This is a genomic window from Desulfofustis glycolicus DSM 9705 (assembly GCF_900130015.1).
Classification (GTDB): Bacteria; Desulfobacterota; Desulfobulbia; order Desulfobulbales; family Desulfocapsaceae; genus Desulfofustis; species Desulfofustis glycolicus.
Genome location: NZ_FQXS01000006.1, coordinates 146,019 through 162,105, shown reverse-complemented (window position 1 = coordinate 162,105; position 16,087 = coordinate 146,019). Strand labels below are relative to the sequence as shown.

Here is a 16,087-nt window from a genome sequence, read left to right as displayed (position 1 = left end):
GATAACCGGAAATGATTGGTCTTTTCGCCGAGCTGTGGAGATTTCTCTTGCATTTATTAGTAAAAGTTATCATTATCGACAAAGTTTGATTTTACGGTCTCGTCCCGACGGGCCCGCAACCAACGAATCAGCAAAGGAGAATTACATGAGCAAGACTACTGAAAATCTGAAAGAGGCGTTTGCCGGCGAGTCCATGGCGCGTAACAAGTACACGTTTTTCGCCAAGGTCGCCCGCAAGGAAGGTTACCATTATATCGCCAACCTCTTTGAAGAGACCGCGATCAACGAAATGCGTCATGCCAACGATCATTTCAAGCTACTCGGCGGTATCGGCGACACCGTTGCCAACCTGAAAGAAGCGATCGATGGTGAGGATTACGAGACCTCGAGCATGTACCCCGAATTCGCCAAGGTGGCCAAGGAAGAGGGCAACATGGAAGCGGCAATCAAGTTCGAGATGATCGGCAAAGTCGAGGCCGAACACCGGGAACGCTACAAGAAGCTGCTGGCTCGGGTGGAGAACGGTACGGTCTTCAAACGCGACCAGCCGATCAAATGGAAGTGCACTCTCTGCGGCTACATCCACGAAGGAACGGAACCGCCGACCAAATGCCCGTCATGCGAACACCCGAAAGAATATTACGAACCCGCCGATCTGCACAAGGATCTGTAGGCACTGGCTTGTCCTGATACCGCCGGGAGCGGCCGCTCACTTCAGTGCAACCGAAGTGGCGGCCGCCCTCCTTTGTTCTCCAAACCTCCCCGCGCCCAAGCAGAACTCCTCACTCTGCCATCCACCACGAGCATCCCGCCGCGCTCTCTCTGGCAACGTGCCGGATGCCATCTCACTTCGACCTGCATCTCAATGTTTGTCATTTGCCATCGCCGATGGTAGAGTGCGCCGAACGTGACGCCGCCAGGCAGAGCCTGGAGCGGTATAATCCGTCGCTACACCGACAGCGGGGTGCGGACACCCCGGCACGCTTTTTTGGGTTACGATGAAACCGCCACTCTTTAAAAGAGAAATTCATTTCCGCCTGCTGCGCAGAATCGGCGCGGCCTGTCTGCTTGCCATGCTGCTTACCATCGCGGCCCTGCTCTACCTCGAGTATCAGCGCCTGGCCGATACCATGCTGCGCGGCGCCGAGCACCAAAGCGGTCTGTTTGCCGGCGTCATCGCCCTGACAGGCAGAACCCCGGAAGCGCTCCCCCCAGAGGTGACCGAGCACCTCCTGCGCGACGCCCTGGAGCAGAGCTCATTCATTCAGGTCACGGTGACAACAGCCGACCAGCGAGCACTTTTCAGCGGCGATCGCGAAGACGGCGCCGCCCGGGCCGCAGCATTCTCGGCAACAACCCCGCCATCGTTCGCTTCCGAGGCTGCTGCCGGCCGGCTACATTTTTCCGACAAACGATTCTACCGGCAGGTCCTCATCCCATTGCGCGATGCCCGAAGCAACCGAGTCATCGGCTACCTGGACGGCCTTTACCGGTTATCCCTGGACGATACCACCGCCACACTTCGCTGGTCCGGACTGACCGGCGCGCTGGCCTGTGCCGCTCTGGCGGTCTGCGGTCTGCTGTTTTATCCGGCCATGGTCCTGCTGCAACGCCAGCTGATTGCCGGCAGCGGCGACGCGAACCGAGCCGCGGGGTTTTTGCTGAAAAAACTGGCCAAAACGCTGGCCGCAGCAGACACCGCCACCAGTGCCCATCATCAGCACCGCTTGGTGGTCTACGCAGCTTCTTTGGCCGAGCAGCAGGGAGTGGCGCGAATCACGATCCGCGGCCTGATCCAGGCAGCATTTCTGCACGGACTGGACCGACAGGGGCGGCCCGACGAGGTGGTGAGCAAGCGGGAAGAGCAGCAACACGGAATCAGCAAGCAACTGTCGGCAATGCATAAACGGCTGCTCAAAGAGATCAAACGATATCGTTGGTTGCGGGAAGCGGAGCCGATCGTGCGCAGCTGTCACGAACACTACGACGGCACCGGCTATCCGGCCGGCTTGTCCGGACAGGCAATTCCGATCGGCGCCAGAATTCTGGCCATTGCCGAACACTTCGACGCGCTGACCGTCCCCGGACCGGGCCGTGACCCGGTGGATCTTGCAACGGGACTGCGCTCCATCGAGCAGGAGTCCGGCTTACGCTTCGATCCGGTGCTGGTCTCCGCCTTTGTTGCCATGGCACCGAACCTGTTTACCGAACTTGCATCGCTGGATGAAACCGCACTCGATCGCCGGGTCGACGGGGTAATCAAAGGATATCTGCCTTTCTGACCGGCCGGCCGTTTCTGCCCGCCATCTTTCAGGGTCAAACGCGTCAGAGCCTGACAATCGTATCACCGGTGGTGACGGTGCCGCCGACCAGCACTTTGGCAAAAACCCCTTCGCGCGGCATAATACAGTCACCGGTCGCCTTTTTAATGGCGCAGCCGCTGTTGTGACATTCTTTGCCTATTTGCGTGATTTCCACTTCCACCGAGTCACCGATACGCAGCCTATTCCCAATCGGCAGGGTCGCCAGATCAAGTTCGCGAGTGATAATGTTTTCGGCGAAAGCGCCCTGCTCCAATTCAGGTAGCAGCTCTTTGACCCGATCGATACTCTCTCCGGCCAACAAAGACACCTGGCGGTGCCAGGCACCGGCATGGGCATCATCCTCAATGCCCCATCCCTGCTTGAAGACCGCCTGTGGAACCGCCGTCTTGACCGCGCCTTTTCGGTCGCTGATGCACAGTGCTTCTACCCGGGCCATGGTTATCTCCTTAGGGAACCTTTAAAATAAAACAACCTCGATCAGGCCATTCGCCTCGAGCACTTCTCCCGGCTCCAGGACGATGTAGCCGTCGGCATGGACAATGGAACTGAGCATATGCGAACCCTGTCGAGCCATTTCCCGAATAACCGCCAATTCGTTGGGATGCTCTTCGACGGTGACGCGGATGAAATTGGTTCGCTTGCCGGTATTGGCCACCCGCTCCGGGGAGCGAGCGGTCAGCGTCCTGCTCACCGATGAGGTTCCCTGCAAGGTGGCCAGAACCGGCCGCACATAGTTGCTGAAACACATAAACGCCGACACCGGGTTGCCCGGCAGTCCGAACAGCAGGGTATTACCCTGGCGACAGGCAAGCAGCGGCTTGCCCGGCTTTTGACTGATCTTCCAGAACAGCTCGGTAAACCCGGCGGTCAGAGCACCCTCTTTGACGTGGTCGTGCTGGCCGACGGAGACACCGCCGGAACAGAGAATGACGTCAACATCGGCGGCAACTGCCTGCTCGATCGCGACGATGGTTTCTTCCGGACTGTCACTGACCCGCACAATCGAGCGCAGGATGGCCCCGGCGTCTCTGACGGCACTGGCCAGCATGATGGAATTGGAGTCCCTGATCTGGTGGGGCTTGATCTGCTGGTCGTCGGGACGGGCCAGTTCGGTGCCGGTTACCAGCAGCGCCACCTGCGGCTGGACATGGACCGGCACCAAGCAAATGCCGAAGGCAGCGAGCAGCGCCAGTTCCCGGGCTGCCAGACGGGTACCCCTGGCCAGCAGCAGATCGCCGGCGTGAAACTCTTCCCCCTGGCGTCGCACGTCCTGCCCCAGGGCTTGGATGGCCAGGATCTCGACACGATCGCCCGTTTCTCTGGTATCTTCTTGGCGAATTACGGTATCAGCCCCGTCCGGCAGGACCGCACCGGTGCTGATCCTGACCGCCAATCCGCCACGGACCAGGCCGTCGAACGGTATCCCGGCCTGACTCTCGCCGATCAATTCCAGAGCAACGGGATGCTCCCGGGTTGCATGGGCACAATCGGCCCAGCGCACCGCAAATCCGTCCATCGCCGAATTGGTATAGCGTGGCGACGGCTCGGGTGCGATCTGGTCCTCGTAGAGAAAGTTTCCATAGGCAGCCTCAAGCGGCACTATGGCTCGACGTGCCGGCGGGATATTGTCCTGCAGAATCTGCAGCGCCTCCTGTACGGATATCATCGCCTCACCCCCTAGCCGCCAATGGTCGCCATAGACGGGTCGTCATGGTTTTGCTGGCTCTTTTCGGTTTCGTGGCCGTCGGCAAAACGATGCCCGACACAATCCCTGATGGCGCCGCTAATCGCTTCATCCGAGGCACCACAACGAAGCAGTGCCCGGAGATCAAGCACACCGTCGTCATAAAGACAGGTCTTCAGCATACCCGGCGGGGTGATGCGGATCTTGTTGCAGGTTGCGCAAAACTGCCGGGATTGCCCTTGGATTATGCCAATACTCCCGCGAAAACCAGGCAGACCGAAACGTCGCGCCGTGGCGATCTCCGCCTGCCTGATCTCCGAGAGTCCGGGAAACAGCATCTGTAGTCGATCGTACAGGACCGGCCCGGCCGGTCTGAACGGGCTGCCGGAAAACGGCATCTTTTCGATAAACCTCAGGTCCAATGGGTTGCCCCGGGCAAGATCGCCTAACGCGACGATTTCCGCATCGCTGGTATCCTCATCGACGACACTGTTGATCTTCAGCTTGATGCCGCGGGCCAATGCACCATGGAAGGTGGCAAGTACGTGGTCGAGTCGGTCGCGGCGGGTAATCGCAAAGAAACGAGCACGGTCGAGGGTATCCAGGCTCAGGTTGATACCGTCGATACCGATCTCTTGCAATCGCGGCAGATAGGGTGCCGTCGCCACTCCGTTGGTCGTTACGTAAACCCGTATGCGCGGGTGCCTGCGTTTCAACCGTTCCAGAAAATCGATGCAGCCGCGCCGGACAAACGGCTCGCCTCCGGTCACACGAACTTTGGTGATACCCATGGACAGACCGATTGCCACCAACCGTTCAAGCTCTTCATAGCTCAGGGTCTGATCATGGGCGATCGGCTCCACCCCCTGCTCCGGCATACAATAGCGACACCGCAGGTTGCAACGGTCGGTAATGGCCAATCGCAGATAGGTGATCAATCGGCCATGGTTGTCGATCAAAGGGGTTGCGGCAGCCGTCGAGGCGGTGCCACCGTTGGTGAGGTGATCAATTCGCATACTCACTCCTTTTCAATGTCGGAAGGCAGGGCAGTTTCCCGCCCGACCCTTGCGGCCTCAGGCCATATCCGACAACGTGTCGAACGTAGACCTTTCGGCTCGGAGTTATGTGGTTATCAGACAGCGTCATACAATCTTGGCATCATTTGGCCGCTCTTTCAAGCCCTTTTTGTCCGTCCGGACCTGAAATGCAGCGCTGTTTTTACCGTACCCGGCATGCTGAAAGCCAATCGAGCAGTTCTGCTTGCTCCGGAACCCGGCCCACCGACTTGAGCACGCCATCGACAAAAACGGCAGGTGGAGCATAGACCCCTCGGGCAATCATCTGCTCAAAATCAGTGTGCGTTTCAACAACAACGGGGACCTCGCTTTCGACAACGGCAACGGCGACCAGACGCACCACCTCACGGCAGAGGTCATCTTCCAGGCCCAAGACGATGATCCTGATCACTTTCCCGACCCTTTGAGCGGACGAAGTGTCGACGGCGGCTGGCCGGCGTGGCTCCGATCGGCACCGCGGATTGCCTCGAGCAGGTAAAAGACGTGGAGGACATACGGGATCCGGAGGCGATAGTAGACCTGCTTGCCGCGTTTATCGTCGGCCACGATACCACTCTCCCGCAACAGATTGAGGTGTTTGGAAACGGTCGACATATCATGGCCTACCAGGTCGGTCAGGTCCTGGACACACCGTTCCCCGCCCGACAGCGCTTCAATCAGCATCAGCCGGGACGGATGGGCCAGAACCTTGAGCACGTCCGCCCAGGCGACGAAGTCCTGCCGTTCTGCCGGACGCTGCAGAAATATCGTTTCCTTCGAGCCCATATCCCCTCCTTTGCGGCTCCCTCATCGCTGCAACGGGCACACAGCAGAATGTTTTACCACGCTTCCCCGCTGCCGGACGTTATGGAACGTCCGGCAGCCTTGTCAATGGCCGCCACGATGTCACTGATCGGTCCCAGTTTCTTCAGCACCGCAACCGGTGACAGCAGTCGAACCTGATCGTAAAACTGTTTGTCGTCATAACCGCTGTAGACGATAATGGGAATATCGTATCGCTCCTTGATCTGCTGTGCCGCTTCAATACCACTCAGTTCACCGGCCAGCGTGACATCCATCAAGATCACGTCAAACCTTTCGCGACCGGCACGGCACACGGCCTCTTCACCGGAGGTAACCACCTCGTCAATCTGGTATCCCCGGGCCTGTAATTTTCTGACGAGCATCAAGCCGATCAGCACTTCATCCTCGACGACCATTACCCTTACCGGTTGCTGTTTCATATCCGCTTGTTCCTGCGTGGTTCTGCAAAGGTGATTTCATAGCGGGTGCCGTGCGTCCGGTCAACGCTGATCGTCCCGGCCAGCTGTACCATCACCAGAGAGGCGATGATCTGCAGGCCGAACGAGCCGCTCCGGATCACGTCGATCCCTCTCTCCAATCCGATTCCATCATCTTCAATGACCAGCGTGGAGACTCCGCTTCCGTCCTGGCGCAACCGAATAGCGATGCTCCCGGAACGCTCATCGGGAAACGCGTGTTTCAGTGAATTGGTAACGATTTCATTGACGACCAGGCCAAGCGGTACCGCATAATCGATATTGAGCACTATCGACTCGATATCGACCCGCAACCCGATACGCTCATCACTGACCATATTGGCGACCAAGGCCTGACTTATCTCTCTGACATAGGCCCCCATATCGATCTCGGACAGGTTTTGCGACTGATAGAGCTTCTCGTGGACCAGGGCCATCGCTCGGATCCGGTCCTCCATTTCCCGGAAGACCGTTTTGACCTGCTCATCCTCCACTTCCATGGTCTGCAGATTGAGCATGGAAATGATCACGAGCATATTGTTCTTTGTTCGATGATAGATCTCTCTGAGCAGAATTTCCTTTTCCTCCAACGATTTCTGCAATTGATGGTCCTGCAGGCGTAACCGCTCTTCATGCCGCTTCAGATCGCTGACATCGATAATCGTGCCGACGAAGACCTGCTTGCCTCGCCAAGTGGTGCTTTTCGCCCATATTTCACTATGGAATATCGATCCGTCGGAACGCACACACCTGACATTAGACGGCTGCATATCGGTATCGTATGCCAAGCATTGCAAGTGTTTGGCGGCAACCAACCGGTCCTGGGCCAGCACCACCGTCAGCGGATCGGTGCCGATCAACTGCTCGCGCTCGATGCGAAAGAGCTGGGCGAACGAAGAGTTGACATGGGTGAACAAGCCGTCACTGACGATGAAGATCCCCGCCTTCGAAGCCTCCATCGTGTCGTAATACTGCTGCCGGCTCAGGCGCAGCGCCTCGTCGACGAGCTGCCGCCGTTCGGCTTCCTTTCTCAGCAGTTCAACGGTTTCTTCCAGCTCGCTGCGCTTGTCGATCAACTCCTGGGTACGATTGGCGACCATCCGTTCCAACTCTTCGGCATAGCGGGCCTGAGACTGTTGGGCGATCTGAAGCTGTGCCACCATATCGTTGAACGATGCGGCCAAGACACCGGCCTCATCGGTCGTCATCACCGGGCAACGCACCGTCAGGTCGCCTTCTGTTACCCGGCGGGTGGCCGTGGCCAATGTCCGCAGCGGGGTGACGAGATGACGCACGGCCAGAAAAATGACGCCAACGGCAAGCAGGATCACCGTCAGGGATAAGACCGTGCCTCTCAATTCGACCTGCCTGATCGTTTCGGCAAGCGCCAGTTGGTTTTTCTCGACGGCCGCCAGGATGTCATCCTCCCGGACGACCACGCCATATACCCAACCCAGGCCGGACATCCTGCTCGCCGCCAGGTAATAGCGCTGATCACCGTCGTGCAGTTCATAGAGCCCCCGGTCACGATCCTGGATGGCCTTGGCCAACTCCCGGATACGGGTGTCAGTCGAGTCGTAGAGTGAGAGATTCAGCCGATCACCGGAATTGCGAAACCTCGCACGGTCCACACGAAGGCCGAAAAACGGGAAGTAATCTTCGGCAAGCGCGATCACCCCACCCCCCCGGTCAATCAGGAAAGAGAACAGAACCGGATCGGCATGACCGGTGTCACCGGCAGCAAGGATCTCCTCGACCACGGTACGCAACGGGACATCGATGCCGGTAATGCCGCGGAAGTCGCCTTTCTCATCATGGATCGGCGCGCTTGCCGTCAGCATCAAACCATCGACGACATCATCCTGATAGATCCCCGTCCAGCGAACCTGACGATCAGTCCGCCCGGAACCGCTGAAGATGGTCATCGGCTCCCCGTCACGCAAGTCGAACTGCGCGGTGGGCGGTAGCGCCCGCGCCGCCTCACGGCTCCTGATTTCTTCCGTACAATACTGGCCGATGCCGGTGACGGTGATAATATGACTGGCGAGTACTTCCGGGTTTTCGACGAGTACACGGTGCAGCAGCGGCGCCATATGGGTCAGGGCCCGTAATTCGCGGACACTATCGGCCTGCAGGTCGGGACCGCCCCAAAAAACAGAGACGACGGGGTCATCGGCATCGTTAATCCAGTGCCCGTTATCCGCCTGTTGCGAGTAGTTGACCGGAAACAGCGGCCGACGGGCATAGTCGGCAAGATCGGCGTAAATCAGCGATGCCTGGCTGGCCACCAGCCCGGCACAGGAGGCAACGCGATCGAAAAAGGCCTGATACCTGGTCGCCCGCTCTTGCGTGAACCCCGACAAAGACGACATCACCTGGTTCCTGATCTGTTTTTCGCTGATCGCCGCCACCTCTCTCCCATAGGTATTGATGACCTGGAGTGCGGTATAGGTCAGGGAGACGACCGACAGTACGATCACTACCGTCAACAGAACAAACAGCTTAAGTCCAATATATGATTGGATTTTTTTGATCATCTTCGGCGCCTTACCGGTCTTTCCGCAAGGTAGCGGGGCGGTTACAGGGGAGCCTGAAAAATTCGGAATTTCGTTCAAGATCGAGGCGCGCAAGAAAATTTTACCGCAGGTATATGCATGATATTCCGAGAATAAAATTTGATTGCGCAACGACGAGATTGGGCGAAATGACAATTTTTCAAGGTTCCCTACAGTTGTACCGTGATTTTCCCGTGGCTTCCACTATTATCATAGCGGCCACCGATCTGGCGACAGTATGCGATGGTCGCAAGTTGTCCCGAATTCTTGCAATTATCAGAAGGATAGCTAATATAGTTTTGAACTGGTGTGCAAATGTGCAGGCAACCGCGCAAGCATCGGCTGGTGCGGTTCGGCTATTTCTGTTTCTCCGATTCTGACTTCGTTGCCATGGAACACAACACGAAATTCAATATCTGGTACCTGCTCGCCGCCGTCTGGGGCGTGTTACTGCTGCAAAGCCTGATTTTTGAGCAATTTCGCCCCCAGGTCATCGCCTATAGCGACTTCATCGACGCGATCACCGAAGATCGTGTCATCGAGATCGCTATTGGCCAGGACCGTATCACCGGAAAAATGAAAGCAACCGATTCCGACGATGAAATCCTGTTTACCACGGTCCGGGTCGATAACGATCTATCGCAAACGCTTGCCGAGCATGGCGTCACCTTTTCCGGGCAGGTGGAAAATACATTGCTGAAGGCCCTGTTTTCCTGGCTGGTCCCCATCGCTCTGTTCTTCGGCATCTGGTACCTGCTGATGCGCAAAATGCAGGGAGGACAGGCAGGGATCATGAGTTTTGGCCGGAACAAAGCGAAAATCATCGGAGAAAAAGATGTCGATACCCACTTCGACGACGTCGCCGGAGCCGACGAGGCCAAAGAGGAATTGCAGGAAATCGTCGATTACCTGGCCAGGCCGGAACGGTATCTCGAGGTTGGGGGGCAAATGCCCAAAGGTGTTCTGCTGGTCGGGCCGCCCGGTACCGGCAAGACCCTGATTGCCCGAGCTGTTGCCGGTGAAGCCGGGGTACCTTTTTTCTCGATCAGCGGGTCGGACTTTGTCGAGATGTTCGTCGGCATGGGCGCGGCCCGTGTCCGCGATCTCTTCGTCCAAGCTCGGGAAAAAGCCCCGTGCATCATCTTCATCGATGAACTCGACGCCCTCGGCAAAGCCCGCGGTGCCGGTGGTTACGGCGGGCATGACGAACGCGAACAAACATTGAATCAACTCCTCGTCGAGATGGACGGTTTCGATACGCAAAAAGGCATTGTCATCATGGCCGCCACCAACCGGCCGGAAGTACTTGACCCGGCACTGCTCCGCTCCGGCCGTTTCGACCGCCAGGTGCTGATCGACAAGCCTGACGTCAGGGGGCGGGAGGCGATCTTGAAAATACACAGCGCCAAAGTCAAACTCGCCACCGATGTCGATCTACAGATCGTCGCCCAAAAGACCGCCGGCTTCTCCGGGGCCGACCTGGCCAATGTCGTCAACGAGGCGGCCCTGCTCGCCGTTCGCAAGGGACGCAAGCAGGTCTCGACAAACGATCTCGACGAAGCGGTGGACCGGATCATCGGTGGCCTGGAGAAGAAAAACCGGGTCATCAACCCGCAGGAAAAGAGAATCGTCGCCTATCACGAAGTCGGCCATGCCTTGGTGGCAGCCCTCACCCCGGGGACCGAACCGGTTCACAAGATATCCATCATCCCGCGCGGGCTGGCGGCGCTTGGCTACACCCAACAGCGACCGACCGAAGATCGCTACCTGATGAGCAGAGAGGAGTTGCTGGCCAAAATCGACGTGTTGCTCGGCGGCAGGGTCGCCGAGCAACTCACCTTCAACTCGGTCACCACCGGCGCCGGCAACGACCTGATGCGGGCTACCGATATCGCCCGGGCGATGATCGTCGAATACGGGATGGGCACCACGCTCGGATTATCCACCTACCCACGCCAACGCTCCCCGGTCTTCCTCCAGACCGACCAGGGATTTTCGTCGGGCAAGGATTACAGCGACGAGACCGCGGCGCAGATCGATGCGGAAACCAAGCAGATCCTCGATCAGCGCAACGAACATGTCACCCGGCTGCTCACCGCCCACCGCGATACCCTCCAGACCGTGGCAGAACGATTGCTGGAGAAAGAAGTCCTTCTCGGGGAGGAGTTCATGGCTTTTGTTTCACCACCGACTGAAGTATAGTCCACGGCTGAACCTCAACAGCAACGGCCGGGCCCCCGGTCGAGCACCCAGGAGCGCACGACTATGATCCCCGCCAAACTGCAGCGCCTTGAAGAAAAGCTGCAAACCTGGAGAATCGAGGCCGTGGCACTCAATGCCGGGGCAAGTCTAACCTACCTGACCGGGCTTGATTTCCACCTGATGGAACGACCGGTCGTCCTGCTCCACCGGGTCGGCAGCACCCCGTTGCTCATCCTGCCGGAGCTGGAAGCCGCAAAACTCGATCATCTCGATTACCCGATCGATACCTGCTTTTATTCGGACAATCCGGATCAGTGGCCACAGGTATTCAAGCAGGCCATCGCGTCACTGCACCTTCTCGAGACGCAAATCGGGATCGAACCGGGGCAATTACGCCTGCTTGAATATCATCTTCTGCGTACCGTTTTGTCGGAGTCGGCCTTCACCGACGGCTCAGGTATTCTCGCCGCCTTGCGCAGCATCAAAGACGCCGAGGAGCTGGCATTGCTGGAAAAGGCGGTGGCTATTGCAGAACGTGCCCTGCAGGCCACCTTGCTCCAGGCCAGGGTCGGTATCAGCGAATATGAGTTCGCCTCAGAACTGGTTATGCAGCTCTTGCGCCATGGTTCGGAAACCAATCTGCCCTTTACGCCCATCGTCGCCTCCGGCCCGAATGGGGCAACCCCCCATGCCCGACCGGGAGAACGCCGGCTGACTTCCGGCGACCTGCTGGTCGTCGATTGGGGAGCCCGTTGGCACGGTTACGCTGCCGACCTGACCCGCACCTTTGGTGTCGGCCACGTCGCGCAGCAGGAACAGGAGATTCACGCCATCGTCCGACAAGCCAATCGCGCCGGCCGGACTGCCGGGCGCCCCGAGCTTACCTGTGCCATGATCGACGAAGCGACCAGGTCGGTCATCAAAGAGGCCGGGTACGGTGCTCATTTCACCCATCGCACCGGCCACGGCATCGGCTTGGAATGCCACGAATCCCCATATATCCATGCGGGCAACCAGCAACTACTGCAACCGGGCATGACCTTCACCGTTGAACCCGGCATTTACCTGCACAATCAGAACGGAGTCAGAATTGAAGACGATGTTGTGATTACCGAAAGCGGATGCCGATCCCTCAGTTCGTTTTCCCGAGAATTGATTTATATTTCTTGACCGTTTTCCCGGTAACCCGGCAGTCAAGTACTCTCCGCAGACAATACTCTTGACAGGCACAAGGGAACCTTGAAAAAATTGTCATTCCGCCCAATCCCATCGTTGCGCAATTACACTTAATCATCGAAATATCATATATATGCCTGCGGTAAATGTTCCTTGCGCCCTTTGATTTTGAACGAAATTTCAGATCGATCTTGAACGAAATTTTGGATTTTTCAAAATCCCCAGATGATACTATTCATCGCCAACAAACGAGTCGTTTCCTTCCTCTCCCCAGCTTCAACACATTTTCAATTACTATCGCATATCGATGGTAATTCATTATTTTAACAACATCTTTGTGATACTTTTCTTATCATTCCAACGATTTTTTTCCTCCACAATGTTGTTTGGAATTATACATATTTTTTCTCATTGCCTCTCTGATAATCAATGAGTATAGTTGCAACTGTTATTGAAAAGCGTTCATCATTTTTCCGATGAATTGCATGACTGCGTTGAAAATTCGATTTTCCATCCGGTAACATGACAAACGCAAACAATGTGTCACGGACCAGGAGTACTATTCCGGCGCCATGTTGTTCACGTCCGGTTCAGAGATTGGACGGAAATTCCCTTTTTCAAGGCAGGCTTATCCACGCAACCAAAATAACCAGGAGACATTATGGCCCGACAGACGCAATACGACCTTGACACACTGCGAACTCTTGTTAATTCGGGAAAGTCAAAGGCAGACATCATGACTGAGATGAACATCAAAAATCATCCCACTTTCAACAATCTCATGCTGAAATTGATGGATACCGACAAAAAGTATTATCGAGTAAAAAGTTCGCGGCGGACAAAATCAGTTAAAAATCCGGTCGTCAAAATCGGTAGAAGAAACACCCTGACCCTGTCGGCAAAAAATCTTGAAGACAGTGGCTTTGGACCGGGAGATTCTTTCACGGTATCCTTCAGCAAAAAGAAGATTTCCCTGACACTACAAGAAAAGTAATTCGCCGTCCGAAAAGAGAGCGGAACGTACTCGAGCAAGGGAAACACCATTCCCTTTTCAGTCTAGTGGTCGGACGCGTTCGGATCAACGTTTGGGGAAGCTTGAGAAATGCCCGCTCGGCAGAGACGGGCACCGCTCAGTGCTCACCAGGTGCAAGCATCTTCCGCCGAGACGCCGCTGTTTGCGATAGCAGAGAGGATTCTCGCTATCGAGAGGGTGCACCCGTCGCAATCGACTTTCCCGGCAGGAGCCCCATTATCCCCAACAGGCGCCTCTCTATCGGCACCACTCCACACCGCCCGCAAAACGGAAGCTCTCCGTATCGGCACGGTGCCGCGACGCACCATGCAAAAAATCGAGGCAGTTGCTGAAAAAACTATTATAGTGTGCATATGAACAAGAAAGCATGCGCTGCCTCGATCGAATGCACCGACATCATCCTGGAGTCTATCTCCGATGGCGTCTTTACCGTCGATCTCCATTGGCGAATTACCTCGTTCAATCGAGCCGCAGAGGAGATCACCGGTATCCCGCGCGAAGAGGCACTCGGTCGTTATTGCTGGGAAGTGTTCCGTTCCAATATGTGCGAGGGGGACTGCGCTCTCAGGCGCACCATGGAAGTCGGCAAATCCTTTGTCAACTCCTCGACCTCGATCATCACGGGCGACAAGAAACAGATACCGATCACCGTCAGCACGTCGCTACTCAAGGACGAACACGGCGATATTCTCGGCGGAGTCGAAGTGTTCCGCGATGTCAGCCTGGTCGAAGAGCTTCGCCGTGACCTGAAGAGCTCTTTTATGTTCAGCGACATGGTCAGCTGTTCGAGCGTCATGCAGGACCTGTTCGGCATTCTCGATCAGATCGCCCAAAGTGACAGCACCGTGCTGATCGAAGGAGAAACCGGTACCGGGAAGGAATTGCTGGCTCGGGCCATTCATAATCTGTCGCGTCGCAAAGACCAGCCATTTCTCGCCCTCAATTGCGGGGCGCTGCCCGACAATTTGCTCGAATCAGAATTGTTCGGCTACAAGGCCGGCGCCTTTACCGACGCCCGCCATGACCGTCAAGGGTTGTTCAGTGCCGCGGAACAGGGCACCATCCTGCTCGACGAAATCGGCGACACCAGTGGCGCCTTCCAGGTCAGACTCCTGCGGGTTCTTGAAGAACGGGCCTTCCAGCCACTCGGCAGCACCGTTCCGGTCAAGACAAATATCCGGCTCATTGCCGCCACCAATCGCGACCTGCACCAGCTCGTCGAAGACAATCAATTCCGCCGCGATCTCTATTATCGCATCAACATCATCGCGTTGCGTCTCCCGCCTCTACGCGAACGAATGGAAGATGTGCCGCTGCTCGTCGAACGCTTCATCGCCAAACTGAATCGGCGCAAAAACAAACTTATCGGCGGTATCGACGATCAGGCCATGCAGTTATTGCGCGCCCACGACTACCCCGGCAATATCAGGGAACTGGAAAATATCATCGAACACGCCTTTGTCCTCTGCCCGGAAGGACTGATTACCGCCAAACACCTACCGGCCTTTCTCAGCCTGCGCTCCTCCCTTCCGCCCGAATCGGCGACAATCGACGCTGTTGTCGCAGCCTCGGAGCGTGACGCGATTATCAATGCCCTGCGCGACAATGATAATAACCGCACTGCCGCAGCTGCCCAACTGGGCATGCACAAGAGTACCTTGTTCCGCAAGATCGCCAAACTCGGCATCGACCTGCCGCACCAGGACGGTCGTTCTCCGCACCGTCGCCGGAAATAGTCGCACCAACGCAACCATCGCTGCAGTGTGCGTCGCATTCGTGCGACCCCATGCAGTTCGGTATTCTTTTCTCCCTGTCCGGAAAACCTGTATAAGATACTGTCATTACAAATTTTAATCAAATAAAGAGCATATGCAAGAAATATGGTCCGCCTTTTGCTCCTCCAAGTGCGTGGGCAACGTTGATTCGGGGGATACGTATGAAGATAGCCATGACCGTGTGGGGAAACCGGGTATCGCCGGTTTTTGACTCAGCCCAGACCATCGTGCTGGCCGAAATCAAAGACCGAGCGGTGACGTGGGAACAACGGGAATTTATCGCCGGACAAATCCCCACTCGCCTGGCACGCATGCTGGTTGACAAGGGGATCGACACTCTGATTTGCGGAGCGATTTCCGAACAGCCCGCCAGGATTATCGAAGGAGCCGGCATCACGCTCATTTCCTTTGTCTCCGGTAACGCTGCCAAGGTGCTTGGGGCCTGCGCCACCGGAACCCTGAACGACGAGTTCAAAATGCCCGGCTGCCGGCACACCATCGGTCTCCAACATAGCGAAGACAGATAACCAAATTTGGCATCGTCCCGGTGGCTCTGGCCGGGACATAACTAGCATTACCACGAGGTTCGAAGTGACGACAAAACCATTGAAAATCCTGCTGGCAGCCGGTGATCCCGAGCGAATGCGGGATCTGTCCGATGCACTGCAGAAGAATCAAGCGATTACGGTCAGCAGTGTCGCGACAACGCAACAGACCCTCTCCGTCATCAAGGCCGGCACCGTCGATGTGCTGGTTGTCGACGAAACGCTGCTAGAAACCAGCGGACTGCAGTTCGTCAAGGAGGTCGTCGGCACTTATCCGCTCATCAATTGCGCTCTCGTTTCCCCGCTCGCGCCCGAGGAGTTTCATGAGACTACGGAAGGGCTTGGCCTTTTCATGCAACTCCCCCCCCGACCAGGAGCAGAAACTGCTGCGCAGATGATCGGGGTGCTCGACAAGATCTACGGACTCCTGGCAACATCGGACACGGATCGGAGGTAAT

At 56.7% G+C, this 16,087-nt stretch carries 15 protein-coding genes and 1 riboswitch; of the genes, 8 read left to right on the top strand and 7 right to left on the bottom strand.

Translation table 11 applies throughout. The features are described from left to right. The first annotated feature begins 145 nt into the window (after positions 1 to 145). Entirely contained in the window at positions 146 to 673 is a 528-nt protein-coding gene (gene rbr / locus BUC26_RS07195) for a rubrerythrin (protein WP_073374744.1), read from the top strand. Between the two features lie 325 nt (positions 674 to 998). Continuing rightward, positions 999 to 2,282 carry an HD-GYP domain-containing protein gene (locus tag BUC26_RS07190; RefSeq protein ID WP_073374742.1) on the top strand — a complete coding sequence of 428 codons (1,284 nt, stop codon included), beginning with the start codon at positions 999 to 1,001 and terminating at the stop codon, positions 2,280 to 2,282. 43 nt (positions 2,283 to 2,325) lie between these two features. On the opposite strand, the gene BUC26_RS07185 is transcribed toward BUC26_RS07190, so the two are convergent. The 7 genes from BUC26_RS07185 to BUC26_RS07155 form a co-directional block, all read right to left on the bottom strand. After that, positions 2,326 to 2,760, bottom strand: a complete 435-nt coding sequence (locus tag BUC26_RS07185) for an MOSC domain-containing protein (protein ID WP_073374740.1) — start codon at positions 2,758 to 2,760, stop codon at positions 2,326 to 2,328. 21 nt (positions 2,761 to 2,781) lie between these two features. Next, positions 2,782 to 3,990: a molybdopterin molybdotransferase MoeA gene (locus tag BUC26_RS07180; RefSeq protein ID WP_073374738.1), complete on the bottom strand. Its 1,209-nt coding sequence runs from the start codon at positions 3,988 to 3,990 to the stop codon at positions 2,782 to 2,784. A gap of 11 nt (positions 3,991 to 4,001) precedes the next feature. After that, the gene (gene moaA / locus BUC26_RS07175) at positions 4,002 to 5,024 is read right to left on the bottom strand and encodes a GTP 3',8-cyclase MoaA (protein WP_073374736.1); all 1,023 of its coding nucleotides are present in this window, start codon (positions 5,022 to 5,024) and stop codon (positions 4,002 to 4,004) included. Next, a riboswitch (molybdenum cofactor riboswitch) is annotated at positions 5,014 to 5,141 on the bottom strand. It overlaps the preceding gene by 11 nt. 85 nt (positions 5,142 to 5,226) lie before the next feature. Next, a complete protein-coding gene (locus BUC26_RS07170; RefSeq protein WP_161949812.1) occupies positions 5,227 to 5,457 on the bottom strand; it encodes a thioredoxin family protein in 231 nt (76 codons plus the stop codon). Between the two features lie 14 nt (positions 5,458 to 5,471). Continuing rightward, positions 5,472 to 5,849 carry an ArsR/SmtB family transcription factor gene (locus BUC26_RS07165; RefSeq protein WP_084540513.1) on the bottom strand — a complete coding sequence of 126 codons (378 nt, stop codon included), beginning with the start codon at positions 5,847 to 5,849 and terminating at the stop codon, positions 5,472 to 5,474. Positions 5,850 to 5,902: 53 nt separating this feature from the next. Then, positions 5,903 to 6,307: a response regulator gene (locus BUC26_RS07160; protein ID WP_073374734.1), complete on the bottom strand. Its 405-nt coding sequence runs from the start codon at positions 6,305 to 6,307 to the stop codon at positions 5,903 to 5,905. Further along, entirely contained in the window at positions 6,304 to 8,880 is a 2,577-nt protein-coding gene (locus tag BUC26_RS07155; protein WP_073374729.1) for a histidine kinase dimerization/phosphoacceptor domain -containing protein, read from the bottom strand. The genes BUC26_RS07160 and BUC26_RS07155 overlap by 4 nt, the downstream gene beginning before the upstream one ends. Before the next feature lie 408 nt (positions 8,881 to 9,288). Here BUC26_RS07155 and ftsH point away from each other — a divergent pair, with 408 nt between their 5' ends. From ftsH to BUC26_RS07125, 6 genes are all read left to right on the top strand, one after another. Then, positions 9,289 to 11,100, top strand: coding sequence for an ATP-dependent zinc metalloprotease FtsH (gene ftsH / locus BUC26_RS07150; RefSeq protein WP_073374786.1), 1,812 nt, complete (start codon positions 9,289 to 9,291; stop codon positions 11,098 to 11,100). 63 nt (positions 11,101 to 11,163) lie between these two features. After that, complete coding sequence (locus BUC26_RS07145; RefSeq protein ID WP_073374728.1) at positions 11,164 to 12,270, top strand: M24 family metallopeptidase; 1,107 nt, start codon at positions 11,164 to 11,166, stop codon at positions 12,268 to 12,270. Positions 12,271 to 12,937: 667 nt separating this feature from the next. Next, the gene (locus BUC26_RS07140) at positions 12,938 to 13,270 is read left to right on the top strand and encodes a hypothetical protein (RefSeq protein ID WP_073374726.1); all 333 of its coding nucleotides are present in this window, start codon (positions 12,938 to 12,940) and stop codon (positions 13,268 to 13,270) included. Between the two features lie 392 nt (positions 13,271 to 13,662). After that, entirely contained in the window at positions 13,663 to 15,045 is a 1,383-nt protein-coding gene (locus BUC26_RS07135; RefSeq protein ID WP_073374724.1) for a sigma-54 interaction domain-containing protein, read from the top strand. 200 nt (positions 15,046 to 15,245) lie between these two features. Further along, complete coding sequence (locus tag BUC26_RS07130) at positions 15,246 to 15,611, top strand: NifB/NifX family molybdenum-iron cluster-binding protein (RefSeq protein ID WP_073374722.1); 366 nt, start codon at positions 15,246 to 15,248, stop codon at positions 15,609 to 15,611. A gap of 64 nt (positions 15,612 to 15,675) precedes the next feature. Continuing rightward, on the top strand, positions 15,676 to 16,086 hold the full coding sequence (locus tag BUC26_RS07125) for a DNA-binding transcriptional response regulator (protein WP_073374720.1): 411 nt from the start codon (positions 15,676 to 15,678) through the stop codon (positions 16,084 to 16,086). The last annotated feature ends 1 nt before the right edge of the window (position 16,087 follow it).

Bases quoted from the DNA above. Each gene is read 5' to 3' on its own strand.
- BUC26_RS07160 (WP_073374734.1), bottom strand. From the start codon at position 6,307: ATGAAACAGCAACCGGTAAGGGTAATGGTCGTCGAGGATGAAGTGCTG.
- BUC26_RS07190 (WP_073374742.1), top strand. From the start codon at position 999: ATGAAACCGCCACTCTTTAAAAGAGAAATTCATTTCCGCCTGCTGCGC.
- BUC26_RS07180 (WP_073374738.1), bottom strand. From the start codon at position 3,990: ATGATATCCGTACAGGAGGCGCTGCAGATTCTGCAGGACAATATCCCG.
- BUC26_RS07145 (WP_073374728.1), top strand. From the start codon at position 11,164: ATGATCCCCGCCAAACTGCAGCGCCTTGAAGAAAAGCTGCAAACCTGG.
- BUC26_RS07165 (WP_084540513.1), bottom strand. From the start codon at position 5,849: ATGGGCTCGAAGGAAACGATATTTCTGCAGCGTCCGGCAGAACGGCAG.
- BUC26_RS07130 (WP_073374722.1), top strand. From the start codon at position 15,246: ATGAAGATAGCCATGACCGTGTGGGGAAACCGGGTATCGCCGGTTTTT.
- BUC26_RS07135 (WP_073374724.1), top strand. From the start codon at position 13,663: ATGAACAAGAAAGCATGCGCTGCCTCGATCGAATGCACCGACATCATC.
- BUC26_RS07155 (WP_073374729.1), bottom strand. From the start codon at position 8,880: ATGATCAAAAAAATCCAATCATATATTGGACTTAAGCTGTTTGTTCTG.
- ftsH (WP_073374786.1), top strand. From the start codon at position 9,289: ATGGAACACAACACGAAATTCAATATCTGGTACCTGCTCGCCGCCGTC.
- BUC26_RS07140 (WP_073374726.1), top strand. From the start codon at position 12,938: ATGGCCCGACAGACGCAATACGACCTTGACACACTGCGAACTCTTGTT.
- rbr (WP_073374744.1), top strand. From the start codon at position 146: ATGAGCAAGACTACTGAAAATCTGAAAGAGGCGTTTGCCGGCGAGTCC.
- BUC26_RS07185 (WP_073374740.1), bottom strand. From the start codon at position 2,760: ATGGCCCGGGTAGAAGCACTGTGCATCAGCGACCGAAAAGGCGCGGTC.
- moaA (WP_073374736.1), bottom strand. From the start codon at position 5,024: ATGCGAATTGATCACCTCACCAACGGTGGCACCGCCTCGACGGCTGCC.